The sequence below is a fragment of the Sinorhizobium saheli genome, assembly GCF_001651875.1.
GTDB classification, from domain to species: domain Bacteria; phylum Pseudomonadota; class Alphaproteobacteria; order Rhizobiales; family Rhizobiaceae; genus Sinorhizobium; species Sinorhizobium saheli.
In genome coordinates, this window is record NZ_LNQB01000060.1 from 30,644 (window position 1) to 55,921 (window position 25,278).

Sequence of the window (25,278 nt, forward strand, 5' to 3'; positions counted from 1 at the left end):
AAGTGTTTGACGCGCCATTGCCAAACCGGAACAAAACATGTACAAAAACTCCTGCGGCGGCTTCATTGCCTCGATAGCTCCAATAACCTAAAGGTGGACCAATGGCACAAAACTCTTTGCGGCTCGTAGAGGACAAATCGGTGGACAAAAGCAAGGCACTTGAAGCGGCTCTTTCCCAGATCGAACGTTCGTTCGGCAAGGGATCGATCATGAAGCTCGGATCGAAGGACAGCGTCGTCGAGATCGAAACCGTCTCTACCGGCTCGCTCGGCCTCGACATCGCGCTCGGAATCGGCGGCCTGCCGAAGGGCCGCATCATCGAAATCTACGGTCCGGAAAGCTCGGGCAAGACGACGCTGGCGCTGCAGACCGTTGCCGAAGCGCAGAAGAAGGGCGGCATCTGCGCTTTCGTCGACGCCGAGCATGCGCTCGATCCGGTCTATGCGCGCAAGCTCGGGGTCGATCTCGAGAACCTGCTGATCTCGCAGCCCGATACCGGTGAGCAGGCGCTGGAAATCACCGACACGCTGGTCCGCTCCGGCGCGATCGACGTGCTCGTCGTCGATTCGGTCGCCGCGCTCGTGCCGCGCGCCGAAATCGAAGGCGAAATGGGCGACAACCTGCCGGGCATGCAGGCGCGGCTGATGAGCCAGGCGCTGCGCAAGCTGACGGCCTCGATCTCCAAGTCCAACTGCATGGTGATCTTCATCAACCAGATCCGCATGAAGATCGGCGTGATGTTCGGTTCGCCGGAGACGACCACGGGCGGCAATGCGTTGAAGTTCTACGCGTCGGTCCGCCTCGACATCCGCCGCATCGGCTCGGTCAAGGAGCGCGAGGAGGTCGTCGGCAACCAGACCCGCGTCAAGGTCGTCAAGAACAAGATGGCGCCGCCCTTCAAGCAGGTGGAATTCGACATCATGTATGGCGAGGGCGTTTCCAAGACCGGCGAGCTCATCGATCTCGGCGTCAAGGCGGGCATCGTCGAGAAGTCCGGCGCCTGGTTCTCCTATAACAGCCAGCGGCTCGGGCAGGGCCGCGAGAACGCCAAGCTGTTCCTGCGTGATAATCCCGATCTGGCGCGCGAGGTCGAGATGGCTCTCAGGCAGAACGCCGGCCTGATCGCCGACCGCTTCCTCGAGAATGGCGGACCGGAGAGCGAAGGCGACGACGCTGCCGAGATCTAGGGCATTTTGCAGTCAGGTGGAATCACCCTGACGTCGCACAAATGCGTACAAGAAGCGGGTAGAGCGGAGGCGCGAACGCTGTGCGCGCGTTCTGCTCTTGCGCATCGGCCGGAAAATCGAAATTCCGATTTGCGGAAAGCACGATGCGTAGTTTCAAAGTGTTACAGCGTCCTCTGCGCTTCTGAAAAGACGCGCGGCGCTGTAAGAGGCCGAAATGGCGGAAATCATGGGACCGGCTGCCTTCGCGGACAGCCGGTTTTTGCTGCAGTCTGGACAGCTTGATACGCGAAAGATAAAAGCCTGTGGTTCCGATGGCCGAGGTCGTCGGAGGGTGCGGCTATAAGCATAGGCGCGGGGTCGAGGAATGCGGCGGGCGGCTCGGATAAAGTCGGGTCGCCGTCGGGAATGGTGCACAGATAGGACGCAAGATGAGCGGCGTGAATGAAATCCGGTCGATGTTTCTCGACTATTTCCGCAAGAACGGCCACGAGATCGTGCCGTCGAGCCCCCTGGTGCCGCGCAACGACCCGACATTGATGTTCACCAATGCCGGCATGGTGCAGTTCAAGAACGTCTTCACCGGCCTCGAGCAGCGGCCCTATTCGACCGCCGCGACGGCGCAGAAATGCGTGCGCGCCGGCGGCAAGCACAACGACCTCGACAATGTCGGCTACACCGCCCGCCACCACACCTTCTTCGAGATGCTCGGCAACTTCTCGTTCGGCGACTATTTCAAGGAGCGCGCGATCGAGCTTGCCTGGAACCTGATCACCAAGGAATACGGACTCGACGCGAAGCGCCTGCTCGTCACCGTCTATCATACCGACGAAGAGGCTTTCGGCCTCTGGAAGAAGATCGCCGGCTTCAGCGACGACCGCATCATCCGCATTCCGACCAGCGACAATTTCTGGGCGATGGGCGATACCGGCCCCTGCGGCCCGTGCTCGGAAATCTTTTATGACCACGGCGAGCAGATCTGGGGCGGCCCGCCCGGCTCGGCCGAGGAGGACGGCGACCGCTTCATCGAGATCTGGAACCTCGTCTTCATGCAGTACGAGCAGGTCACGAAGGAAGAGCGCATCGACCTGCCGCGGCCGTCGATCGACACCGGCATGGGGCTGGAGCGCATCGCCGCCGTGCTGCAGGGCCAGCACGACAACTACGACATCGACCTCTTCCGCGCGCTGATCGCGGCCTCCGAGGATGCAACCGGCGTCAAGGCCGAAGGGGACCGCCGCGCGAGCCATCGCGTCATCGCCGATCACCTGCGTTCCTCCGCCTTCCTCATCGCCGACGGTGTGCTGCCGTCGAACGAAGGCCGCGGCTATGTGCTGCGCCGCATCATGCGCCGCGCCATGCGCCACGCACAGTTGCTCGGCGCTGAGGAGCCGCTGATGTGGAAGCTCCTGCCGGCGCTCGTCGGGCAGATGGGCCGCGCCTATCCGGAACTGGTCCGCGCCGAAGCGCTGATCTCGGAAACGCTGAAGCTCGAGGAGACCCGCTTCCGCAAAACGCTGGAGCGCGGTCTCAACCTGCTTGCGGAGGCGTCGGCCGGCCTCGGCGAAGGCGACCAGTTCAACGGCGAAACCGCCTTCAAGCTCTATGACACCTATGGCTTCCCGCTCGACCTGACCCAGGACGCGCTGCGCGCCAAGGGGATCACCGTCGACACGGACGCCTTTTCAGCGGCAATGGAACGGCAGAAGGCCGAAGCGCGCGCCAATTGGGCGGGCTCCGGCGAAGCGGCGACCGAGACGATCTGGTTCGAGCTCAAGGAGAAGCACGGCGCGACCGATTTCCTCGGCTACGACACCGAATCTGCCGAAGGGGTGATCCAGGCGATCGTCCGCGACGGTGCCGTCGTCGAGACTGCCACCAAGGGCGAGAAAATTCAGGTGATCCTGAACCAGACGCCGTTCTACGGCGAGTCCGGCGGCCAGGTCGGCGACACAGGCATCATCACCACGGAGACGGGCAAGCTCACGGTCACGGACACGCAGAAGCGCGGCGAGGGGCTCTTCGTCCACTATTGCGCCGTTGCCGAAGGCAGCGTGAAGATCGGCGAGGCGGCCGCGCTCACCGTCGACCATGCACGCCGCACCCGCCTGCGCGCCAACCACTCCGCGACCCATCTGCTGCACGAGGCGCTGCGCGAGGTGCTCGGCACGCATGTGGCGCAGAAGGGCTCGCTCGTCGCGCCGGAACGGCTGCGCTTCGACGTGTCCCATCCGAAGCCGATGACGGCCGAGGAGTTGAAGGAAGTCGAGGAGATGGCGAACGAGATCGTCGTCCAGAACACGCCTGTCACCACCCGCCTGATGAGCGTCGACGATGCGATCGCGGAAGGTGCGATGGCGCTCTTCGGCGAGAAATATGGCGACGAGGTCCGCGTCGTTTCCATGGGGCAGGGCATTCGCGGGTCGAAGGCCGGCAAGCCTTATTCGGTCGAGCTTTGCGGCGGCACACATGTTTCCGCCACCGGCGATATCGGCCTCGTCCGCGTCGTCTCGGAAAGCGCCGTCGGTGCCGGCGTGCGCCGCATCGAGGCGCTGACGGGCGAGGCGGCCCGGGCCTACCTCAACGAGCAGGACGAGCGTGTGAAGACGCTTGCCGCGGCGCTCAAGGTGCAGCCGAGCGAAGTCCTCGGCCGCGTCGAAGCTCTGATCGACGAGCGGCGCAAGCTGGAGCGGGAACTCACCGAGGCGAAGAAGAAGCTGGCGCTCGCCGGCGATGGCCAGAACGGTTCGGGCGATGCGGCCCGCGAGATCGGCGGTGTGCGCTTCCTCGGCAGGGTCGTGTCCGGCGTCGAGCCGAAGGACCTTAAGAGCCTTGCCGATGACGGCAAAAAGACACTGGGGTCCGGCGTCGTCGCCTTCGTCGGCGTCACGGGTGACGGCAAGGCGAGCGCCGTGGTTGGCGTCACCGACGATCTCACCTCCAGGGTCAGCGCCGTCGATCTGGTGCGCGTCGCCTCGGCGGCGCTCGGCGGCAAGGGCGGTGGCGGGCGCCCCGACATGGCCCAGGCCGGCGGTCCGGACGGCGGACGGGCGGCCGAGGCGATCGAGGCGGTTGCCGTGGCTCTGGCCGGTTGAACGGCAGGAAAAGTGAACGAGAAGAGGGCGCTGCGGCGCCCTTTTTCATTCAGCCCTTTCGCTCTTGATCGTCGCGAGTGCCGCCTGGACCGAGCCGCGCATCAGCACGCGTGGCGGCCGGACCTCATGCCGATAGAGCGTGCGGCGGACCTGTGGCCGGGCGCCGGTGATGATGAAACGCACGCCCGTGCGCTCCGCCTTGCGCAACGTCCCCTCGATGACGTTGGCGGCGGTGGAATCCATGAACGGCACCTCCGAACAGTCCAGAATGAAGTTGCGGCGCTGGTCTGCGATGCGGTCGAGAACCGTGCCGACCGTTGCCGCCGAGCCGAAGAAGAAGATGCCGGAAATCCGGTAGATCACCGTATCCGGGTCGTCCGCGATGACCGGATGTTCTTCCTCGCCGTTCTCCGATCGCAGCACCGCGAGCGGTTGCGTTTCGCCGACTGAGATGCTCTTCGCCATGCGGTCGATGAAGAGGACTGCGCCGAGAGCGAAGCCGATGACGATGCCTTCGGTCAACTCCCGGAAGACGACGATGAGGAACGTCGCGAGCAGCACGACGGCGTCGCCATAGGACGAGCGCATGAGCGCCATGAAGGCCGGTTTTTCGATCATGTTCCAGGCGACGACGGCGAGCACGCCGGCGAGGGCGGCAAGCGGGATATAGCTCGCAAGCGGTGCGGCAAGGAGCATGAACAGCAGGAGAAAGAGGGAGTGCAGCATGCCGGAGACCGGGCTCGTGCCGCCGGCGCGTACATTCGTCGCTGTCCGCGCGATCGTACCGGTCACGCAGATGCCGCCGAAAAGGGCCGAGCAGAAATTCGCGATCCCCTGGGCGATGAGTTCCATGCTGGAGCGATGCCTGCGCCCGGTCATGCCATCGGCAACGACGGCCGACAGCAGCGATTCGATCGCGCCGAGAAGCGCGAACGAGACGGCATCCGGAAACACGGCGGCCGCCTTCTCGAGTGAAAACGGCGGCAGCGTGGGGGCGGGCAGGCCGCGTGGAATGCCGCCGAAGCGCGTACCGATCGTTTCTGCCGGAAGCTGCAGCAGCGCGACGACGGTCGAAGCGGCAGCGACCGCGATCAGCATGCCGGGCCAGTGCGGCCTCACCCGGCGCAATCCGAGGATGATGCCGGCGGTCAGGCCCGCCGTCAGCACCGCCGCCCCGTTGACAGTGTCGGCCACCGAAGCGAGCGCCGCGATCTTCTCGACGATCGGCCCCGGTTCGGGCGCCGTGAGGCGCAGGCCGAAAAGATCGCGCAACTGGCTAGCGAAGATGATGACGGCGATCCCGGCGGTGAAGCCGACCGTGACCGGGTAGGGGATGAACTTGATATATTGACCCAACCGCAGATAGCCGGCGGCGACGAGCATGATGCCGCCCATGGCGGTGGCGAGCAGCAGCCCGTCGAGGCCGTGCCGTGTACCGGTTGCGGCGACGAGAACGATGAAGGCTCCCGCCGGCCCGCCGATCTGCACGCGGCTGCCGCCGAGGAGCGAAACGAGGAGACCGCCGATGATCGCTGTGTAAAGTCCGCGGTCGGGCGTGACCCCCGAGGCGATCGCGATGGCCATGGAGAGCGGCAGCGCGACGATCGCGACGGTCAGGCCGGCGAATGCATCCGCCTTGAGGCGGGCGAGGTCATATCCTTCGGAAAGGACACTGACCGTTTTCGGAACGAGGGAATCGGGCATTGGCAGACTTTCCAGGGTCCGGCACGTTGGCGGAATTGAACGTCCGGCGCATGTTTAGCCTAGCTGAGTCGTGACGGCGCACAAGCGGCTTGGCGAGCCGCGAAAGGTCAGCAGGATTGTAAAACCGACGCGTGGTTTGAATGGGCCGAGCGAAACGCGAAAGGATCAGTATGGGCGATGCGGCATGGGCAATCTATGAAAGGCGGCTCCACCGCGTTTCGGCCTATATCCACGCACATCTCGACGAGGAGCTCGATCTCGATCGGCTCGCCGAGATCGCCTGCCTGTCACCGCACCATTGGCATCGCATCTATCGGGCGGTGCATGGCGAGACCCTGGCGGCGACAGTGAAAAGGCTGCGGCTGCAAAGGGCCGCGGCGGATCTCGTGGGGACCGATCTTGCGATCGAGGCGATCGCGCGGCGCTCCGGCTACCCGAATATTCAATCCTTCACCCGCACCTTCGGGGCCGTCTACGGCCTTCCACCGGCGCGCTACAGGAAAGAAGGGAGCCACAAGGCATTTGAAATCGCATCGATAGAAAGGAATTCTGAAATGTATGACGTCACCCTACGGCAAATCGATCCGCTGGCGCTCGTCGGCGTAGCCCATTCGGGCTCCTATATGGCGATCGGCCAGGCTTTCGAAACGCTCTACGGCACGCTCTTTGCGCGCAACTTGTTCCGGCCGGATATGGAAATGATCGGCATCTACCTCGATGATCCGGAACTGGTGGAGGCGGAGAAGCTCCGTTCCTTCGCATGCGTGACGACGACAGGGGATTTCCAAGTCGATCCGCCGCTGGCGCCGCGGCGGATCGACGGTGGCCGATATGCGGTCCTGCGGCACAAGGGGCCTTATTCCGATATGTCGAAGGCCTACCGCTGGCTCTACGCGACCTGGCTGCCGCAGTCCGGCCACGCAATCCGCGATAGCGTCATGTTCGAGAAATATCTCAACAATCCGCGCGAGGTCGCGCCGACGGAGTTGCTGACGGAAATTCTTCCGCTGGAATAGAGCCTCGCCCGGCAATCCGTTTCAACGAAGGCCGAGCCTCAGGCCGTGCGGGCATCGCCCCGTAAAATGCAAGAAACCCGGCGCAAGGGCCGGGTTTCCAGGGGCATCGCAAAAGGCGCGGCTCAGGCGGCCATGGCCTTCTTGAGATTCTCGTCGATCTTGTCGAGGAAGCCGGTGGTCGAGAGCCACGGCTGGTCGGGGCCGATCAGCAGCGCCAGGTCCTTGGTCATGAAGCCGGCTTCGACGGTCTCGACGCAGACGCGCTCGAGCGTTTCGGCGAACTTCGCGAGCTCGGCGTTGCCGTCGAGCTTGGCGCGGTGGGCAAGGCCGCGGGTCCAGGCGAAGATCGAGGCGATCGAGTTGGTCGAGGTCTCCTCGCCCTTCTGGTGCTGGCGGTAGTGGCGCGTCACCGTTCCGTGCGCGGCTTCCGCCTCGACCGTCTTGCCGTCCGGCGTCATCAGCACCGAGGTCATCAGGCCGAGCGAGCCGAAGCCCTGGGCGACGATGTCGGACTGGACGTCGCCGTCGTAGTTCTTGCAGGCCCAGACATAGCCGCCGGACCACTTCAGCGCCGAGGCGACCATGTCGTCGATCAGGCGGTGTTCGTACCAGAGCTTCTCGGCCTTGAACTGCTCGGCGAATTCCTCTTCGAAGACCTTCTGGAAGATGTCCTTGAAGCGGCCGTCATAGGCCTTGAGGATGGTGTTCTTGGTCGAGAGATAGACCGGAACCTTGCGCTGCAGGCCGTAGTTGAACGAGGCGCGGGCGAATTCGGTGATCGATTCGTCGAGGTTGTACATGGCCATCGCAACGCCGGCGCCCGGCGCGTCGTAGACCTCGTGCTCGATCGTCTCACCGTTGTCGCCGACGAACTTGATCGAGAGCTTGCCCTTGCCCGGGAACTTGAAGTCGGTGGCGCGGTACTGGTCGCCGAAGGCGTGGCGGCCGACGATGATCGGCTTGGTCCAGCCGGGCACGAGGCGCGGCACGTTCTTGCAGATGATCGGCTCGCGGAAGATGACGCCGCCCAGAATGTTGCGGATCGTGCCGTTCGGCGACTTCCACATCTTCTTGAGGCTGAACTCCTCGACGCGGGCCTCGTCCGGCGTGATCGTCGCGCATTTGACGCCGACGCCATGCTTCTTGATGGCATTGGCGGCATCGATCGTCACCTGGTCTTCGGTCGCATCGCGGTTCTCGACGCTGAGATCATAATATTCGAGATCGACGTCGAGATAGGGATGGATCAGCTTATCCTTGATGAACTGCCAGATGATGCGGGTCATCTCGTCGCCGTCGAGTTCGACGACCGGATTGGCGACCTTGATCTTTGCCATGAATATGCCTCGTGCTCTATGGGACACCGGACGCGATGTCCCCCGGTGGGAAAAATCCAGAGCCCTATAGCATTGTGGGCCGGCAAGGCAAAGCATGCCTGGGCGAAACTTTGGGTTAAAGAAACGGGCTTGCCGGCGCCCGCCCGCCGGTTCGCGGACTTTAATTCCTCAGCCATTTGTGCGAGGGAAGCGCCGAACAGAAGGCGACGGCAGGCAATGGCAGGCACCAACAGCGAACGCGAACTCTTGACGGGCGGACCGGCGATCATTCTCGCCTATCCGCAGCTTGGCGAAAACATCGGCATGGTGGCGCGCGCCATGGCGAATTTCGGCCTGTCGGAGCTGCGCCTGGTCAATCCGCGCGACGGCTGGCCGAACGAGAAAGCGCGCTCTGCCGCGAGCAACGCCGATCACGTCATCGACGGTGCCAAGCTCTACGGATCGCTCGAGGAGGCGATCGCGGATCTGAATTTCGTCTACGCGACCACCGCCCGCGACCGCGACGGCTTCAAGCCGGTGCGCTCGCCGATCGTCGCCGCGCGGGAACTCCGGCGACGCTTCGGACGGGGGCAGGGCGTCGGCATCCTGTTCGGCCGCGAGCGCACGGGACTGACCAACGAGGAGGTGGCGCTCGCAGACGAGATCGTCACCTTCCCCGTCAATCCCGCCTTTGCCTCGCTGAACCTCGCCCAGGCCGTGCTGCTCATGTCCTATGAATGGATGAAGACGGGCATGGCATCCGAAGATGAGACCTCATTCCAGGCGATCGAGCAGCGGCCGGCCACCAAGGAGCAGTTGCAAGGGCTGGTCGAGCATCTCGAGGAGGCGCTCACTGCACGCAACTATTTCCGCCCCGCCGACAAAAAGCCGAAATTGATGGAAAATCTACGCGCCGTTCTGACGAGGCCATCATTTACAGAATCGGAAATCCAGGTGCTGCGCGGCGTCGTATCTTCGCTCGACCGGTTCACGCGCGAGAATCCGCGTGGCTCCGCGGCACCAGCGGGGCACAGCAGGAAAGTCAAGGGCGGCGGTGACAACGACTGACGTAAAACCCATTCTCGTCTTCGACAGCGGGATCGGCGGGCTGACCGTGCTTCGCGAGGCGCGCGTGCTGATGCCGGAGCGGCATTTCATCTATGTCGCCGACGATGCCGGCTTTCCCTATGGCGGCTGGGAGGAGGGTGCGCTCAAGGAGCGGGTGATCGGCCTTTTCGGCGACCTCATTGCCAGCCACGACCCGGAAATCTGCATCATCGCCTGCAACACGGCCTTCACCCTCGTCGGCGCGGACTTGCGCGCCGCCTATCCCGAGATGACCTTTGTCGGCACGGTGCCGGCCATCAAGCCGGCCGCGGAGCGCACGCGGTCGGGTCTCGTCTCCGTCTTGGCGACACCGGGGACGGTGAAGCGGGCCTATACGCGCGACCTCATCCAGTCCTTCGCGGCGCAGTGCCATGTCCGGCTCGTCGGTTCGGAAAATCTGGCGCGCATGGCAGAGGTCTATATTCGCGGCGAGGTCCTCGACGACGAGGCGGTGCTCACGGAAATCAGCCCGTGCTTCATCGAGATGGACGGGAAGAAGACCGACATCGTCGTGCTCGCCTGCACGCACTATCCCTTCATGGCCAACGTCTTTCGGCGGCTCGCGCCCTGGCCGGTGGACTGGCTGGATCCGGCCGAGGCGATCGCCAGGCGGGCGCGCTCGCTGGTGCCGCTGCCGAGCGGCTTCGTGCCGCTGAACGGCGAGGACCCGGCGATCTTCACGAGCGGGAGGCCGGACTTCGCCACGCGCAGGTTGATGCAAGGCTTCGGGCTGACCGTTCGCCGAGCATGATGGTCAGAAGGCCGTCGGCAGGATGAAGGCCGCCACGGCGAGGACAATGGCGATTGCAAGGGCGAGACTGATCCACGAGCGCCTCGATTCGGCTCGCGAGATGACGCGGTAAGCATCCTTGCCAGCTTCGCGCATTTGCTTGTCGAATTGAAAGTGATGTTCGGTTTCGCGCTGCGACATGAGATTGGTCAGGTTCCTGTTCCGGACGATCCAAAAGACATAAGAGCGGGTCGGCGCATTTTCAACTTTTGCGCGTTGTTCAACGCAAGGACGCTTGCCGTCCGGCAACCGCGTATTCCTGTGGGTTGTCGGATCGATGCTCCTTAACCTTGTGCAAAACCGTGCTAGGTGTCGCCCGTTCGGCGGTCCTTCGGCTGCGACTCGCTCGGTTTTGATGAGGTTGGAATGAAAGTCGGCATCGACATGGGAACGACGTCCGAAGGGACTTCGGCCTCGCTCGATATCGAAGAGCTGCTGGCGACGCGTCTTCTGGTTCAGGGCAATTCCGGCTCCGGCAAGTCGCATCTCCTGCGCCGCCTGCTCGAACAGTCCGCGCCCTGGGTGCAGCAGTGCATCATCGACCCGGAAGGGGATTTCGTCACGCTCGCCGACAAGTTCGGGCACGTCGTCATCGAGGGCGAGCGCACCGATGCGGAACTGGTCGGCATCGCCACCCGCATCCGTCAGCACCGGGTTTCCTGCGTGCTTTCGCTCGAAGGGCTGGATATCGAACAGCAGATGCGCAGCGCCGGCGTGTTTCTGAATGCCATGTTCGATGCGGACCGGGAATATTGGTATCCCGTTCTCGTCGTCGTCGACGAGGCGCAGATGTTCGCGCCGTCGGTCGGCGGCGACGTTTCGGAAGAGGCGCGCAAGATCTCGCTCGGTGCCATGACCAATCTGATGTGCCGCGGCCGCAAGCGCGGCCTTGCCGGCGTCATCGCGACGCAGCGCCTCGCAAAGCTCGCGAAGAACGTCGCGGCGGAAGCGTCCAACTTCCTGATGGGGCGTACCTTCCTCGACATCGACATGCTGCGCGCCGCCGACCTGCTCGGCATGGACCGGCGCACGGCGGAGATGTTCCGCGACCTGAAGCGCGGCTCCTTCGTGGCGCTCGGCCCGGCGCTCTCGCGTCGCCCGCTGAAGGTGACGATCGGTGCGGTCGAGACCTCGGCGCGATCGACCAGCCCGAAGCTGATGCCGCTGCCGGAGGCGCCGCAGGATGTCGAAGACCTGATCCTCACGCCCGATCCGGACGAGTTGAGCCGCCCGATCATTCGCCGTCCGGCGCCGCCGCCGCGGCCTGCGAACGACATTCTCGCCGAACTGTCGCGGCCACGTCCCGAACCGGCGGCCGCGGTCGAAGTGAAGCCGGCCCAGCCGGAAATGCTTCCGGAGGAGCGGGAGGCGATCGTCGATGGCCTCCTCGCCGAAATCCTGGCAAGCCCCGAGGCGGCATTCCGGCCGGATGCCGAACTCTTCCAGGACTTCCTCGTCCGCTGCCGCATCCGCCGCGTGCCCGGCGCGGCGCTCTCCTTGAGCGCCTTCCGCCGCAAGATGGCGATCGCCCGCTCCGGCGTCGATGCCGAGACGGCTGCAAGCGAGACCTGGGCATCCGCGCTTCAGCTTGCCGATCGGGTGACGGAGGATCTGCAAGGCGTCTTCCTGATGATCGCCCAGGCGGCCGCGCGTGGGCTCCCGTGCCCATCGGATGCGATGATCGCGCGCGCCTACGGCACCCATTCCGCGCGTCGCGCCCGGCGGTTGCTTGGCTATTTCGAGGAGCAGGGGCTGATCGTCGTGCACGCCGACTTCTCCGGCAAGCGCATCGTCGCGTTCCCGGATCTCGGCAGGGAGACGGCGCCGGGCGATGCGAATGGCCCGGATATCGGGAACGCCGAACGTGCAGCGGCTGAATAAGCCCTCTCGCAATACCGTAATTCGGGAAAACCTCCGCTTTTACGTTGACAAATCAGCGATCGGTGCGTAAAGACCCGCCCAACGCCGGGCAGCGATGCCCGGTGTTTCATTTGACATGTCCCGTGGCTTCCCCGCGTCCGCGTGATCGCGAGAGGCCTGTCAGAACTCCCAAAATGAGTTCAGAGGAGGGCGTGTTTCCTTGACCGGTTTGGCAGCAAACCGGCGTAACGCTTTGAAAGGAAATGCGATGAGCAAGCGCGAATCGTCCAAGTACAAAATTGACCGCCGCATGGGCGAAAACATCTGGGGCCGCCCGAAGTCCCCGGTCAACCGTCGTGAATACGGCCCGGGCCAGCACGGCCAGCGCCGCAAGTCCAAGCTCTCCGACTTCGGCGTGCAGCTGCGCGCCAAGCAGAAGCTGAAGGGCTACTACGGCGACATCCGTGAAAAGCAGTTCCGCGCGATCTTCGCCGAAGCTTCGCGCCGCAAGGGCGACACCCCGGAGAACCTGATCGGCCTGCTCGAGTCGCGCCTCGACGCGATCGTCTACCGCGCCAAGTTCGTGCCGACCGTCTTCGCCGCCCGCCAGTTCGTCAACCATGGCCACGTCAAGGTCAACGGCGTCCGCGTCAACATCGGTTCCTACCGTTGCAAGCCGGGCGACGTCATCGAAATCCGTGAAAAGTCCAAGCAGCTCGTTTCGGTTCTCGAAGCCGTACAGCTCGCCGAGCGCGATGTTCCGGATTACGTCGAAGCCGATCACAACAAGATGGTCGCGACCTATGTTCGCGTTCCCTCGCTCTCCGACGTACCGTACCCGGTCGTCATGGAGCCGCACCTGGTCGTCGAATTCTATTCGCGTTAATCGGGCTTGGCCTTGTGAACTTGAAAAAACCGCCCGAACGGGCGGTTTTTTTGTACGGAATGCCGGATTTTCCCGTTCGATAGCGAGGAGTGCCGTATGCTTGAGCAGAAAGCGCCGCAGGATCTTCAGGCGATCATCGACGGCATCTATCAAGAGTTGACGCCGCGCCTCGGCGAGGGCAAGGTCGCCGATTACATCCCGCAGCTTGCCCGCGTCGATGCGCGTCATTTCGGAATGACGGTCGTCACGACCGGGGGTGAGGTCTATCGCGTCGGCGACGCGGAAGTGCCATTCTCGATCCAGAGCATTTCCAAGGTGATCACGCTGACGCTGGCGCTCGGCAAGCACGGCGAGAACATCTGGCATCGGGTCGGGCGCGAGCCGTCGGGTTCGCCCTTCAATTCGATCGTGCAGTTGGAGCATGAGGGCGGAAAGCCGCGCAATCCGTTCATCAATGCCGGTGCAATCACGATCAGCGACCTCATCCTCGCCGGCCATACGCCGAGGGAACTGATCGGCGAGATCGTGCGTTTCGTGCGCTATCTCGCCGATGACGAGACGATCGTGATCGATCACGAGGTCGCCCGCTCGGAAACGGCGACCGGCTTCCGCAATGTGGCGCTTGCCAATTTCATGCGCTCCTTCGGCCGGCTCGATCATCCGGTCGAGCATGTTCTCGGCGTCTATTTCCATCATTGCGCCTTGGCCATGACCTGCAGCCAGCTTGCCAAGGCGGGACTGTTTCTGGCGGCCGGCGGCACAAATCCGCTGACCGGCCATTCCGTCGTCTCGCGCCAGCGCGCCCGACGCATCAATGCGCTGATGCTCACCTGCGGCCACTATGACGGTTCCGGCGATTTTGCCTACCGCGTCGGCCTGCCCGGCAAGAGCGGCGTCGGCGGTGGCATCCTGGCGGTAGCGCCGGGGAAGGCCTCCGTTGCCGTCTGGTCGCCAGGGCTCAACGAATACGGCAATTCGCTGCTCGGCTCGCTGGCGCTCGAGATGCTCGCCGCGCGCACCGGCTGGTCGGTGTTCGGGCCGTGATCGCCTGGGGGCCGACCGAGACCATTTTCCCTTGATCTTCGGCGCTTTCCGGGGCAAGTGCTCGTCAATGCACATCCGAGGTCAGCAATCCGAGACTGCCATGGAACTCGCACATACGCACGACACGGCGGAGACCGCCGTCGAAGCAGATGAAATTGGTCCTAATGCCGATACCCATCCGCTTTTCGCGCGGATGCCGTCCTCTGTCTCCTTCAACAAGCTCAGGAAACGCCTGCTGAGACAGGTGCGGCAGGCGCTCGACGAGTTCGGCATGCTGAACGGGGCCAAGCGCTGGCTTGTCGGCCTCTCCGGCGGCAAGGACAGTTACAGCCTGCTGGCGCTGTTGCTGGATCTGAAATGGCGGGGGCTTCTGCCGGTCGAGCTCGTCGCCTGCAACCTCGATCAGGGGCAGCCGAATTTTCCGAAGCACATTCTTCCGGACTATCTTTCGTCGATCGGTGTCGAGCACCGCATCGAATACCGCGACACCTATTCGATCGTGAAGGAGAAGGTTCCGACGGGGGCGACCTACTGCTCGCTCTGTTCGCGGCTCCGGCGCGGCAATCTCTATCGCATCGCACGCGAGGAGGGTTGCGATGCGCTGGTGCTCGGACATCATCGCGAGGACATCCTCGAGACCTTCTTCATGAACCTTTTCCATGGCGGACGACTGGCGTCGATGCCGGCCAAGCTCCTCAACGACGAGGGCGACCTGATGGTGCTCAGGCCGCTCGCCTATGCGGCGGAAGAGGATCTCGCCAGGTTCGCCGCGGCGATGGAATTTCCGATCATCCCCTGCGACCTTTGCGGTTCGCAGGACGGTCTCGAGCGCAACGCGATGAAGGCAATGCTCGCCGATATCGAGCGGCGCATGCCGGGCCGCAAGGATACGATGCTGCGCGCGCTCGCCCATGTGAACCCGTCGCACCTGCTCGATCCGAAGCTGTTCGATTTCCGTTCTCTCTCCCCGGAGCCCAAGGAATGAGCCATTCCATCGACATCGCCGCGCTCGCCAACCTTCTGCAGGAGGCGGCGGTGAAGGAAATCCTGCCGCGCTTCCGCAATCTCGGCTCGGGCGACGTGCGGATGAAGACGGAGGCGATCGACCTCGTCACCGAGGGCGACGAGGCGGCCGAGCGGCTGATCAAAGCGAGGGTCGATGCGATCGCGCCGGGGGCCGTCTTCATCGGCGAGGAATCGGTCGCGGCCGACCCGGCGCTCCTCGACAAGCTGGCCGGTGCCGATCTCGCAATCGTCGTCGATCCGATCGACGGAACCTTCAATTTCGCCTGCCGCTCTTCGGCGTGATGGCGAGCATTGTCGCTCGTGGCGAGACGGTGGCAGGCATCATCTACGATCCGCTTGGCAACGACTGGGTCATCGCGGAGAAGGGTTCCGGTGCCTGGATGTGCCGTTCCGACGGCTCGCAGGAAAAGTTGTCGGTGACCGCCGGCGTGCCGCTCGAAAACATGGTCGGCATCGCCTCGACCGCCTTCTACAAGGAAGATGACCGCCGGGTTGTCATGGGCAATCTGGTGAAGGTGAGGGTCGCCACCAGCTATCGCTGCGCCGCGCACGAGTACCGCATCTTTGCCGGCGGCCATCTGCATTTCCTGATGTATCAGAAGCTGATGCCCTGGGATCATCTCGCCGGCACGCTGATTGCCGAGGAGGCCGGCGCCTATGCCGCCCGCTTCGACGGCTCCCGCTATCTGCCGGCGCACACCAATGGCGGGCTGCTTCTGGCGACGGACAGGGAGAGCTGGGAAGCGCTGCGGCGCAAGGTCTTCACCATCTGAGACAAGGTCGCATACGCTAGGAGAAGAGCCCGCCCGGGACAGCCGAGCGGGCTTTTTCGTCACATATGGCCGCCGCCATGTTCGTGCGCTCCATCCTTGTCGCCCGGGTGGGTGAAGAGCTTTCCTTGTTCGGCCCACAAGGTCGCGAGCGTCGTGAACAGGCCGAACAGGGCGAAGCCACCGAACAGGGGCTGCAGCGTGCCATTGAAAAGCTGGCCGATGCCGGCGCCGAGCAGCGTTCCGCCGGTCGTCGACACAAAGCCGGTGATCGCGGTCGCCGTGCCGGCCAGATGCCCCATTGGCTCGAGGCTGATGGCGGTGAAGTTCGTGGCGATGACGGCGAAGAACATCAGGAGGATCGTGAAGAGCAGATAGCTGATCGCGAAGGCCGGCGTGCCGGCGAGCGACAGGGCGTAGCCAATCGCTGCAAGCAGGGTGAAGAGAAGCATCGCGGCGTGCGAGATACGGCGCATGCCGAAACGGCGGACGAAGAAGCCGTTGGCGAAATTGGCGACCGCAATGCCGCCCGCCGTGCCCGCAAAGGCGATCGGCAGCCACTCGCCGAGGCCGTAGATTTCTCCGAAGATCTGCTGGACGGTGACGATATAGCCGCAGATAACGGCCGAGAAGAGCGTCAACCCGATCATGTAGCCGCAGGTTATGCGGTTCGTGAGAACGGTGCGGAATCCGGAGAGCACGGCGCCGACGGAAAGCGACAAACGTTCCTCGTGCGGCAGGGACTCCCTCATCCGGGTCAGCGCCCAGGTGAACAGGACGGCGCCGATGACGCCGATCAGGATGAAGATCCAGTGCCAGCTGGCATGGACGACGACAAGCTGGCCAAGCGAGGGAGCGACGATCGGAACGATCATGAAGACGATCATGACGTAGGACATGACCCGCGCCATTTCGCGGCCGCCGAAACAGTCGCGGACGATCGCCATAGTCGTGATGCGGATGGCGGCGGCACCGATTCCCTGGACGAAGCGCAAGGCGAGCAGCGCTTCAAAGCTTGCCGACCGGGAGGCGGCGAACGAGGCGAGCGTGAAGAAGGCGAGGCCGCCGAGCAGCACCATGCGCCGGCCGAAGGCGTCCGAAAGGCTGCCGAAGAAAATCTGCGAGAGGCCGAAGCCGAGCAGGAAGACGCCGATGACGAGCTGGGCGTCGTTCGCATTTGCAATGTCGAACGACTTGCCGATGCTCTGAAGGGCGGGCAGCATGCTGTCGATCGCCAGCGCGACGCTGGCGGTCATCACGGCAATGGTGAAGATGAACTCGGCGAGCCCCATCTTGATGCGTGCCGCGCCGGAAACCGCGTCGACATGTTCGGCCCGGTGGGCGATTGAAGATTCTTGCGAGACGGAAGACATTGTCGAATATCCCTGGAAAGGCGAAATGGCAGGATAAAAAAGGCGGTCCGGTCAGGCGGCCGGGTTCTGCGGTTTGAAAAGCCTGCCGCCCTCGGCGACGAGGACGAAAGCGAGGGCGAGCACCGCCACGGTGAGAAACCCGATCGCGAGCGGCGTCACGGTGCCGTCGAAGGCCTGGCCGATCAACGCGCCGATGAGCGTGCCGCCGACCGTCTGCATGAAGCCGAGCACGGAGGAGGCGGTTCCGGCCACATGGCCGAGCGGCTCCATCGCCATGGCGTTGAAATTCGCCGCGATCAGGCCGAACTGGAACATTGCCACCGCCTGAAGGAGGACGAAGAGCACCAGCGGCAGCGGGCCGATCAACGACAGTACCGACCAGACGAAGCTTGCCAAGGCGAAACCGAGAAGCGCCGCATGGGACAGCGCGCGCATGCCGAACCGTTGGACGAGACGCGAATTGATGAAGGAGGCAACCGCCATCATGCCGGCGAAAGTCGCGAAGACCGCCGGAAACCAGATCCCGAGGCCGTAGACGCCGACGAGTACCTGCTGCGCCGAGTTGACGAAGCCGAACAGGCTGCCGAAGATCACCGACGTCGCCAGCGTGTAGAGCAGGGCCAGGCGATTGGTGAGAACGATCCTGAAGCCATCGAGGATTGCCGTAGCGGTGAAAGCGCGCCGGTTGTCCGGCGCGAGCGTTTCGCGAAGCCCAAGGGCAACGAGGGCTGCGACGACGACCGCAAACAGTGCGATCACGACGAAGATCATGTGCCACTCGGAGAAGAGCATGATCAATTGTCCGACGCTCGGCGCGACGACGGGAACGATCATGAACACCATCATCACCAGCGACATGATCTCGGCCATCTGACGACCGCCATAGACGTCGCGGACGATCGAAACGGTGACGACGCGGGTCGCCGCAGCGCCGACGCCCTGGACGAAACGGAAGGCGAGCAGTGCCGAGAAGGTGGGTACGAACACGATCGCGAGTGCGCAGGCCCCATAAAGCGCCAGTCCGCCCAGGAGCGGTGCCTTGCGGCCGAACCGGTCGGACACGGGGCCGAAGAAGAGTTGAGCGGAGCCCATGCCGATCAGATAGGCGCTGAGGACATATTGCCGATGGTTCTCATCGGCAACGCCGAGGCTCGCGCCGATTTCCTGCAGTCCCGGCAGCATGATGTCGATCGACAGCGCATTGATCGACATCAGCATGGCCATCAGCGCAATGAACCGGACCTTCGTCAGTCCCGAGGTCGCGGCGGTGTGGTCTAGTGGCTTTGTCATTTCAATATATCCTGCCGGCTGCCGGTCGCATGCAGCCGGTCTCGATCGCCGCGCTGAGCCGACGCGCGGCATGGGTTCCTGAATTGTTGAATTCCGCTGAATAAATTCAGTCTTTTATGAGTCGGGCAGGACGCGGTTGAGCGACGCTGCGGTATTGCAAAAGGCAGCTACGGCCCGCCGGCCGGACGCAAAAACCTTCAATTGCACTTCAGGCAGGCGCTCACCTTGTAACCGGCTTGAACTTCGCCGCCTGCTCATGAAGTGCGCGGAAAATTAGAAACCTGGAATGTATCTCCGGAATCGAAAAAGGCGGTCATCCCGCCTTTTTTGGAGTTTGCGAGGTGCCGGACCGGGAAGTGTCAGGCGGCACCCTTTACGGAGATACCCTTTTCCTGGAGATGCTGCTGCAGTTCGCCTGCCTGGAACATCTCGCGCACGATGTCGCAGCCGCCGATGAACTCGCCCTTCACGTAAAGCTGCGGAATGGTGGGCCAGTTGGAATAATCCTTGATGCCCTGGCGCAGATCCGCGTCGGCGAGCACGTCGATGCCCTTGTAGTCGACACCGACGTAATCGAGGATCTGCACGACCTGGCCGGAGAAACCACACTGCGGAAACTGCGGCGTGCCCTTCATGAAGAGAACGACGTCGTTCGTCTTGACTTCGTTGTCGATGAAATCGTGGATTCCGCTCATGATGTCTTCCTTCCTGCGCCGGCTTCAAGGACCGGTGATATCGATTGCCGCTTAGATAGCACGCATGGACGCGCTTTTCATCACCCAATCGCAAAAATGTTGATGGTCCTCAAAGTTCGCCTTCCGCACGACTCTGCAGCAACTGCGCCAATCGATCAGGCGGACCGGCGGCGCAGTTTGCTGCGGGCGGCGGCCGTGCGGCGGCGGCTCACCTGCTTTCTTGCCGGCTTGCGGATCGCGGCTTCGACGATTTCCGCGAGGAGGCCGCCGGCGGGCTTGGACTTCCCGGTCCGGCGCTTCGTCCGCTTCGTCGCCGTTCTCGTTGCGCCGGTCTTCTTGAGAACTTCCCTCAGCGCGCTTTCGACGACGCCGCTGACAAGCTCCTTTATCAGGTCGGCCATTCCGGCTTACTCCGGGGCGCTGGTCTGAAGGGCAAGCGCGTGAAGTATGCCGCCCATATTGCCCTTGAGGGCGTTGTAGACCATCTGGTGCTGCTGGACGCGGGTCTTGCCGCGGAACTGCTCGGCCACGACTTCGGCGGCATAGTGGTCGCCGTCACCGGCCAGATCGCGGATCGTGACCTTAGCGCCGGGAATCCCGGCCTTGATCATGTCTTCGATGTCGCCTGGTGTCATGGGCATGATACGCGAACTCCTTGTCATTCTGCCGGGCGGCCGGCATCCGGCCGTCATCGATGACATCAAGGGAACCACGATTCAGGGGCGGAAAGCAAATGCTGATTTGCCTCTTGGCCCGCCCCTTTCGGGCCGGTGTGCGGGGTCAATTATCCGGCGCGAGATCGCCGCCCATGTAGTTGGGGAACCAGGATTCGTGCGCCGAACGCAATTCCTTGACCGGGACCGGTTTGGCGTCACCGAGCTTCACCGCATCCCCGCCCGTCCTGCCGATGACCGGCAGGTCGACGCCGGCCGCGTCCGCCCGCGCTGCAACGGCATCGAGCTTGTCGGCGGCGACCGTCACGACATAACGGCCCTGGTCCTCGCCGTAGAAGGCTACGATCGGATCGCGCCCGGCGGGGGCGGCGATCGTCGCGCCGATACGGGACGCCATCGCCATTTCCGCGACGGCCAGCGCGAGGCCGCCGGAAGAGCAGTCGTGCACGGCCGTCACCAGGCCTTCCTCGATGAGACCGCGGACGAAATCGCCAACCTTCTTCTCATGCGCCAGGTCCACCTGCGGCGCCGGTCCGTCGGTGCGTCCATGGATGTCGCGCATATAGACCGATTGCGCGATGTGGGTGCCCCAACCTTCCGGTGCGCCGGCGAGAAGGATCGTTTCGCCGGCCGCGGCGAAGCGGATGCGCGCCATCTTCGACCAGTCCCTGATGAGGCCGACGCCGCCGATGGTGGGTGTCGGCAGGATCGCCTGGCCGTTGGTCTCGTTGTAGAGCGAGACGTTGCCGGAAACGATCGGGAAATCGAGGACGCGGCAGGCTTCGCCGATGCCTTTGATCGCATGCACGAACTGGCTCATGATCTCCGGCCGTTCGGGATTGCCGAAGTTCAGATTGTCCGTTGCGGCAAGCGGCAGTGCACCGGTCGCCGTCAGGTTGCGCCAGCACTCGGCCACCGCCTGCTTGCCGCCCTCGAAGGGGTCGGCCTCGACATAGCGCGGGGTGACGTCGGAGGAGAAGGCGAGCGCCTTGGTCTTATGGCCGTCGACGCGGACGACACCGGCATCGCCGCCCGGCAGCTGCAGCGAATTGCCCTGGATCAGGGTGTCGTACTGTTCGTAGACCCAGCGACGCGAGGAATTGTTGGCGGAGCCGACCAGTTTCAGGAGCGCATCGGCGACATCGGCTGCGGGGATATCGTTGGTGGCGAGCGGCGAGGGCGCCTTTGCAGGCGTCCAGGGACGGTCGTATTCCGGCGCCTCGTCGCCGAGTTCCTTGATCGGCAGGTTCGCGACTTCCTCGCCCTGGTGCAGGATGCGGAAGCGCAGGTCGTCGGTCGTCTTGCCGACCACCGCGAAGTCGAGACCCCACTTGACGAAGATCGCCTTGGCTTCCTCTTCCTTTTCCGGGCGCAGCACCATCAGCATGCGCTCCTGGCTTTCCGAAAGCATCATCTCGTAAGCCGTCATGCGCTCTTCGCGCACCGGCACCTTGTCGAGGTCGAGCTCGATACCGAGGTCGCCCTTGGCGCCCATCTCGACGGCGGAGCAGGTGAGGCCGGCGGCACCCATGTCCTGGATGGCAATGACGGCGCCCGTCTGCATCAGCTCAAGGCAGGCCTCGAGCAGGCATTTTTCCGTGAAGGGATCGCCGACCTGCACGGTCGGGCGCTTCTCCTCGATCGACTCGTCGAACTCGGCCGACGCCATGGTCGCGCCGCCGACGCCGTCGCGGCCGGTCTTGGCGCCGAGGTAGACGACGGGAAGGCCGACGCCTTCCGCCTTCGAATAGAAGATCGCGTCGGTCCTGGCGAGACCGGCCGCAAAGGCGTTGACGAGGATGTTGCCGTTGTAGCGGGCGTCGAACTCGACCTCGCCGCCGACCGTCGGAACGCCGAAGGAGTTGCCGTAGCCGCCGACGCCGGCGACGACGCCGGAGACGAGGTGACGGGTCTTCGGATGATCCGGCGCGCCGAAGCGCAGCGCGTTCATTGCCGCGACCGGGCGGGCACCCATGGTGAAGACGTCGCGCAGGATGCCGCCGACGCCGGTCGCCGCGCCCTGGTAGGGCTCGATATAGGAGGGATGGTTGTGGCTCTCCATCTTGAAGACGACGCAGTCGCCGTCCTCGATGTCAACGACACCGGCGTTCTCGCCCGGTCCCTGGATCACCCGCGGCCCCTTGGTCGGCAGCGTCCGAAGCCACTTCTTCGAGGACTTGTAGGAGCAATGCTCGTTCCACATGGCCGAGAAGATGCCGAGCTCCGTGAAGGTCGGCTCCCGCCCGATGAGACTGAGGATGCGCTCGTACTCGTCGGGCTTCAGCCCGTGCGAGGCGATCAGCTCCGGGGTGATGGGGCGGGTGTTGGAAATCGTCATCGTCGACCGTCAATCCTTCGGGCGGCGCGCACCCCTTCCGGGAGGGACACGGCGCGTGCGAACCGCAAATAGACATTATGGGGCGCTTCGCGGCTTCTTTAGCCTATGCTGCTGCGCGGCGCGACAGAAAAATACGGTCGATCAACAGCCCCCGCGGGCGGCTAGAATTTATAGCCGAGCATCAGCCCTGCGCGGGTGAGACCGCCATTAGGGCCGTCGCAAAGGTTGGCGTGCGAGTTATGTTCGATCGTCGCCGACAGGTTCCAGTTGGCGTCGAAGCGATAGCCTGCCGCGGCGTATTCGCGAAAGAGCAGCCGGCAGCCGAGTTCGGGGCCGTCGGAATCGCCGCCGTCCAGGTCCCCGTCATGAAGGGTGGCGCCGACACCGGCCTCGACAAAGAACCGTTCGGTCAGGTCGGCGTCCCAGCTGAAGCCGCCATAGACCTGGTTGACGCCGTTCGACGAGGTTGCAACCGACGCACCGGCGTGGACCCGCGGCAGCAGAATCTTCTCCGCGAGGGTGCCGGCATTGTCGGCGCCGAACGGATCGAAGAAGACGATGAAAGACGGAAAGAGGCCGCTCTCCTGGTGTTTCCCTTCCGCGACCGGGACCGTGGCGCCGAAGCGCATCTCGTCGAAGATCCCTTCCGCGGCACGGGCTGCAGGTGCGCAGGCGGCGAACCCCGTCGCGGCGAGCAGGGCTGCCGCAAGCGGCGAAAGCGTGGCCTGACCCACGGAAGAGCGGAGATGCCTCATGCCGATATCCTTCGACTCGAATCAACTTACACGGAAGACAGCAATAGATTGCCGAGCCTTGCGCGAAAGTCACCGCCAAAAGGTGCAGGTCAGTCGAAGCTGTCGTAGCCGGCTCGGCCACTGTCGAGCAGTCGGCGCAGGATCTCGAACCCTCGCCGCACGTCCGATCGCTCCACGGGGGAGGAGAAGCCGATGCGGATGCGGTGAAAAACGCGATCGGCGCGCCCCGCCTTGAACTCGTCCTCATCGTCGACGAGCACGCCTTCCTGCAGCGCTGCCTGCTTGAAGGTTCCGGAAAGCCAGGGTTCCGGCAGCTTCAGCCAGAGGAACGGTATTCTCGGATGCGAGTTGAACTCGAAACCCGAGAAGATTTCGCGCGCCATTGCTTCGCGCGCGCCGATTTCCTCGACGCCGCGGTTGCGCAGGACCGCGGCCGATCCGGAGAGGACGAGCCGGGAACAGAGTTCGGCAAGGAGGAAGGGGAGTCCGCCGCTCACCATTTTGTGGGCGACGCGGATGCGCTGAGCGAAATGCGGCGGGCACCCCACCCAGCCGCCGCGCACGCCGGCGGCGACCGACTTCGAAAGGCCGCCGACAAGAAAGGTGCGCTCCGGCGCGAGTTCGGTCAACAGCGGCAACGGATCGCCGGTCATCGAGCCGTAGAGATTGTCTTCCACCAGCCAGACTCCGTATTTGCGGGCGATCTCCGCGATCGCCTGGCGCCGGTCGAGCGGCATGACCGTGACGGTGGGGTTCTGGGCGCCGGGCATGAGGAAGGCCAGCTTCGGATGCTGCTGGGCGCAGACACGCTCGAAATCGTCCGGCAGCAGCCCGAATTCGTCGCTCTCCATCAGCGCGATCCGCCGTCCGATCAGGCCGGCGCTGCGGCTGATCTGCGAATAGGTCAGCGTTTCGAAGGCGAGGCGGTCGCCGGGCGAGGTGACGGCCGAAATCACCGCGACGACCGCGGCATGGGCCCCGAGCGTCGGCACGATGCTTTCCGGCGTCGGCTGGAAATTGCCCCGGCCCAGCCATTGGCATCCTGCCTCGAACCAGTGATCCGGAAAGTTCCGGGCATAGCTCGCAATGTCCTGATGGTGCTCGCGGCTGATGTCGCCCAGCAAGCGCGCCAGAATGTCCCCTTGGCCGATATCCGGCGCCGCCGTGCTGTCGAAGCGCAGCTTGCCCGGCGGCGCGATCAGCGGCCGCGTTCCCGCAAGCGAGGTGGTCAGCGGGTCGGACTGCTCCGGCGGCCTGCTTTCGGGATGATCGAGGACATAGGTGCCGCGCCCGACCTCGCCGCTGACGAGCCCGCGCTCGCGCACCATGCCGTAGGCGCGGCCGATCGTGCCGATCGTCACGCCGATGTCGAAGGCCAGATTGCGCTGCGGCGGCAACTTGGTGCCGGCGGGCAGGGTGCCGTTGCCGATCGCCTGTTCGATCTGGTCGGCGATCCGCGCATAGAGCGGCCCGTGCCCCTGCTGTATGTCGGGAAGCCAAGTTGTCATAGGGACAATTCTTTATATTGCTTCCCAGGGCGCGTCAATTATCTCTGAGTCAATCACATCAAGCGATGCAATGGTGCTGGCGATGCGTACAATTGATACAATTTCTCCTCCGCCCCGGCGAGATGTCATGCTTCGGAAGGCGGACGCGGCCCGTGATTTCCCACCTGCGGAGGGAGCGGGCGGAAATGTGCTTTCGCGGCTCTGGCGGCTCTACTGCGCACTTGCCGCGAAAAGGCGGAGCCGCCTGGCGCTCGACGAGTTGAGCGCGCATCTCCTCAAGGATATCGGTCTAACGGAGGCGGAGGCGCGGCAAGAGGCAACCGTGCCGTTCTGGCGATAACGATCGCCGGATCCTGGCAACCCGGCAGAACGGATTGTTATAGCCTTGCTGCCGCCGGGACGCAGCGTCAGCTGCAGCCTTGGCCGCCGGCGGCCCAGCGCCGTACGTCGGTGGCGATGCGCGTGCCGACCGGTTCGCTCAGGAGCGGGCCGAAGGCCTGCAGGCGCGCCGGGTGGCCCTCGGCCTCAATGACGGCGAGGGGACGTGCCTCGGGCGACTTGCGCGGCACCAGCAGGATGCGCGGGCGCCCGGAGAAGGAGTTGAGTTCCGGCGCGAGGCGGTAGGCCTTGAAGGCCGGGTCGCCGGACTTGAACCAGCAGCCGCTGGCGCCGAGCGCGACGCGTTCCATCGTCGGCAGCGCGGCCGTACTCGCCGCCGGCGCGGGCGGCTTCGATTGGCAGGCTGCCACGAGTGCCAGGCCTGCGGCAGCGCAGGCGAGCGCGATGAAACGTCGGTGGATCATGGATGACATTGGCGGTCCGCTCGGCTGACGATCGACGCCGCCGC

22 protein-coding genes and 1 pseudogene are annotated in these 25,278 nt (G+C 64.1%); 11 read left to right on the plus strand and 12 right to left on the minus strand.

Annotated elements, in window-relative coordinates; all coding sequences use genetic code 11:
* Positions 1–101: 101 nt before the first annotated feature.
* Complete coding sequence (recA, locus tag ATB98_RS05685) at positions 102–1,187, plus strand: recombinase RecA (protein ID WP_066870328.1); 1,086 nt, start codon at positions 102–104, stop codon at positions 1,185–1,187.
* A 428-nt stretch (positions 1,188–1,615) separates the two neighbouring features.
* Positions 1,616–4,279: an alanine--tRNA ligase gene (gene alaS, locus ATB98_RS05690; protein WP_066870331.1), complete on the plus strand. Its 2,664-nt coding sequence runs from the start codon at positions 1,616–1,618 to the stop codon at positions 4,277–4,279.
* A gap of 45 nt (positions 4,280–4,324) precedes the next feature.
* On the opposite strand, the gene ATB98_RS05695 is transcribed toward alaS, so the two are convergent.
* Positions 4,325–5,983: a SulP family inorganic anion transporter gene (locus ATB98_RS05695; protein WP_066870334.1), complete on the minus strand. Its 1,659-nt coding sequence runs from the start codon at positions 5,981–5,983 to the stop codon at positions 4,325–4,327.
* Positions 5,984–6,153: 170 nt separating this feature from the next.
* On the opposite strand from ATB98_RS05695, the gene ATB98_RS05700 reads away from it, so the two are divergent.
* Complete coding sequence (locus ATB98_RS05700) at positions 6,154–6,999, plus strand: AraC family transcriptional regulator (RefSeq protein WP_066870338.1); 846 nt, start codon at positions 6,154–6,156, stop codon at positions 6,997–6,999.
* 122 nt (positions 7,000–7,121) lie between these two features.
* Here ATB98_RS05700 and ATB98_RS05705 read toward each other — a convergent pair whose 3' ends face one another.
* Positions 7,122–8,336 (minus strand): NADP-dependent isocitrate dehydrogenase, encoded by a 1,215-nt coding sequence (locus ATB98_RS05705; RefSeq protein WP_066870340.1) that lies wholly within the window; start codon positions 8,334–8,336, stop codon positions 7,122–7,124.
* Between the two features lie 216 nt (positions 8,337–8,552).
* On the opposite strand from ATB98_RS05705, the gene ATB98_RS05710 reads away from it, so the two are divergent.
* Both ATB98_RS05710 and murI read left to right on the plus strand, forming a co-directional pair.
* Positions 8,553–9,383 (plus strand): RNA methyltransferase, encoded by an 831-nt coding sequence (locus tag ATB98_RS05710; protein WP_066870343.1) that lies wholly within the window; start codon positions 8,553–8,555, stop codon positions 9,381–9,383.
* Entirely contained in the window at positions 9,370–10,173 is an 804-nt protein-coding gene (gene murI / locus ATB98_RS05715; protein WP_066870346.1) for a glutamate racemase, read from the plus strand. Before ATB98_RS05710 ends, murI begins: the two co-directional genes overlap by 14 nt.
* Positions 10,174–10,176: 3 nt before the next feature.
* On the opposite strand, the gene ATB98_RS29435 is transcribed toward murI, so the two are convergent.
* The gene (locus tag ATB98_RS29435; protein ID WP_066870349.1) at positions 10,177–10,461 is read right to left on the minus strand and encodes a hypothetical protein; all 285 of its coding nucleotides are present in this window, start codon (positions 10,459–10,461) and stop codon (positions 10,177–10,179) included.
* Positions 10,462–10,578: 117 nt separating this feature from the next.
* Here ATB98_RS29435 and ATB98_RS05725 point away from each other — a divergent pair, with 117 nt between their 5' ends.
* The 5 genes and pseudogenes from ATB98_RS05725 (at position 10,579) to ATB98_RS05745 (ending at position 15,801) form a co-directional block, all read left to right on the plus strand.
* Positions 10,579–12,093: an ATP-binding protein gene (locus ATB98_RS05725; protein ID WP_066870352.1), complete on the plus strand. Its 1,515-nt coding sequence runs from the start codon at positions 10,579–10,581 to the stop codon at positions 12,091–12,093.
* A gap of 247 nt (positions 12,094–12,340) precedes the next feature.
* Positions 12,341–12,958 carry a 30S ribosomal protein S4 gene (gene rpsD / locus ATB98_RS05730; RefSeq protein WP_066870356.1) on the plus strand — a complete coding sequence of 206 codons (618 nt, stop codon included), beginning with the start codon at positions 12,341–12,343 and terminating at the stop codon, positions 12,956–12,958.
* Between the two features lie 96 nt (positions 12,959–13,054).
* Positions 13,055–14,002 (plus strand): glutaminase, encoded by a 948-nt coding sequence (locus tag ATB98_RS05735; protein ID WP_066870359.1) that lies wholly within the window; start codon positions 13,055–13,057, stop codon positions 14,000–14,002.
* Between the two features lie 100 nt (positions 14,003–14,102).
* On the plus strand, positions 14,103–14,987 hold the full coding sequence (gene ttcA / locus ATB98_RS05740; RefSeq protein ID WP_066870363.1) for a tRNA 2-thiocytidine(32) synthetase TtcA: 885 nt from the start codon (positions 14,103–14,105) through the stop codon (positions 14,985–14,987).
* Positions 14,984–15,801 (plus strand): annotated as a pseudogene (locus ATB98_RS05745) (inositol monophosphatase family protein). Before ttcA ends, ATB98_RS05745 begins: the two are co-directional and overlap by 4 nt.
* A gap of 59 nt (positions 15,802–15,860) precedes the next feature.
* Here the strand turns inward: ATB98_RS05745 and ATB98_RS05750 are convergent.
* The 8 genes from ATB98_RS05750 to ATB98_RS05785 all read right to left on the minus strand — a co-directional run bounded on the left by ATB98_RS05750 (position 15,861) and on the right by ATB98_RS05785 (position 24,431).
* The gene (locus ATB98_RS05750; RefSeq protein WP_084435316.1) at positions 15,861–17,171 is read right to left on the minus strand and encodes a multidrug effflux MFS transporter; all 1,311 of its coding nucleotides are present in this window, start codon (positions 17,169–17,171) and stop codon (positions 15,861–15,863) included.
* A 51-nt stretch (positions 17,172–17,222) separates the two neighbouring features.
* Positions 17,223–18,461: a multidrug effflux MFS transporter gene (locus tag ATB98_RS05755; protein WP_066870366.1), complete on the minus strand. Its 1,239-nt coding sequence runs from the start codon at positions 18,459–18,461 to the stop codon at positions 17,223–17,225.
* A 359-nt stretch (positions 18,462–18,820) separates the two neighbouring features.
* Positions 18,821–19,156 carry a Grx4 family monothiol glutaredoxin gene (gene grxD / locus ATB98_RS05760; protein ID WP_066870369.1) on the minus strand — a complete coding sequence of 112 codons (336 nt, stop codon included), beginning with the start codon at positions 19,154–19,156 and terminating at the stop codon, positions 18,821–18,823.
* A gap of 155 nt (positions 19,157–19,311) precedes the next feature.
* A complete protein-coding gene (locus ATB98_RS05765) occupies positions 19,312–19,557 on the minus strand; it encodes a hypothetical protein (RefSeq protein ID WP_066870372.1) in 246 nt (81 codons plus the stop codon).
* 6 nt (positions 19,558–19,563) lie between these two features.
* Entirely contained in the window at positions 19,564–19,797 is a 234-nt protein-coding gene (locus tag ATB98_RS05770; RefSeq protein WP_066870375.1) for a BolA/IbaG family iron-sulfur metabolism protein, read from the minus strand.
* 139 nt (positions 19,798–19,936) lie between these two features.
* Positions 19,937–22,168, minus strand: a complete 2,232-nt coding sequence (gene purL / locus ATB98_RS05775; RefSeq protein ID WP_066870378.1) for a phosphoribosylformylglycinamidine synthase subunit PurL — start codon at positions 22,166–22,168, stop codon at positions 19,937–19,939.
* Between the two features lie 161 nt (positions 22,169–22,329).
* Complete coding sequence (locus ATB98_RS05780; RefSeq protein WP_066870381.1) at positions 22,330–22,923, minus strand: acyloxyacyl hydrolase; 594 nt, start codon at positions 22,921–22,923, stop codon at positions 22,330–22,332.
* Positions 22,924–23,012: 89 nt separating this feature from the next.
* Entirely contained in the window at positions 23,013–24,431 is a 1,419-nt protein-coding gene (locus ATB98_RS05785) for an aminotransferase-like domain-containing protein (protein ID WP_066870384.1), read from the minus strand.
* A gap of 127 nt (positions 24,432–24,558) precedes the next feature.
* Here ATB98_RS05785 and ATB98_RS05790 point away from each other — a divergent pair, with 127 nt between their 5' ends.
* On the plus strand, positions 24,559–24,771 hold the full coding sequence (locus tag ATB98_RS05790; RefSeq protein WP_066870385.1) for a DUF1127 domain-containing protein: 213 nt from the start codon (positions 24,559–24,561) through the stop codon (positions 24,769–24,771).
* 67 nt (positions 24,772–24,838) lie between these two features.
* Here the strand turns inward: ATB98_RS05790 and ATB98_RS05795 are convergent, their stop codons facing one another.
* Positions 24,839–25,243: a hypothetical protein gene (locus ATB98_RS05795; protein WP_066870388.1), complete on the minus strand. Its 405-nt coding sequence runs from the start codon at positions 25,241–25,243 to the stop codon at positions 24,839–24,841.
* Positions 25,244–25,278: the final 35 nt, after the last annotated feature.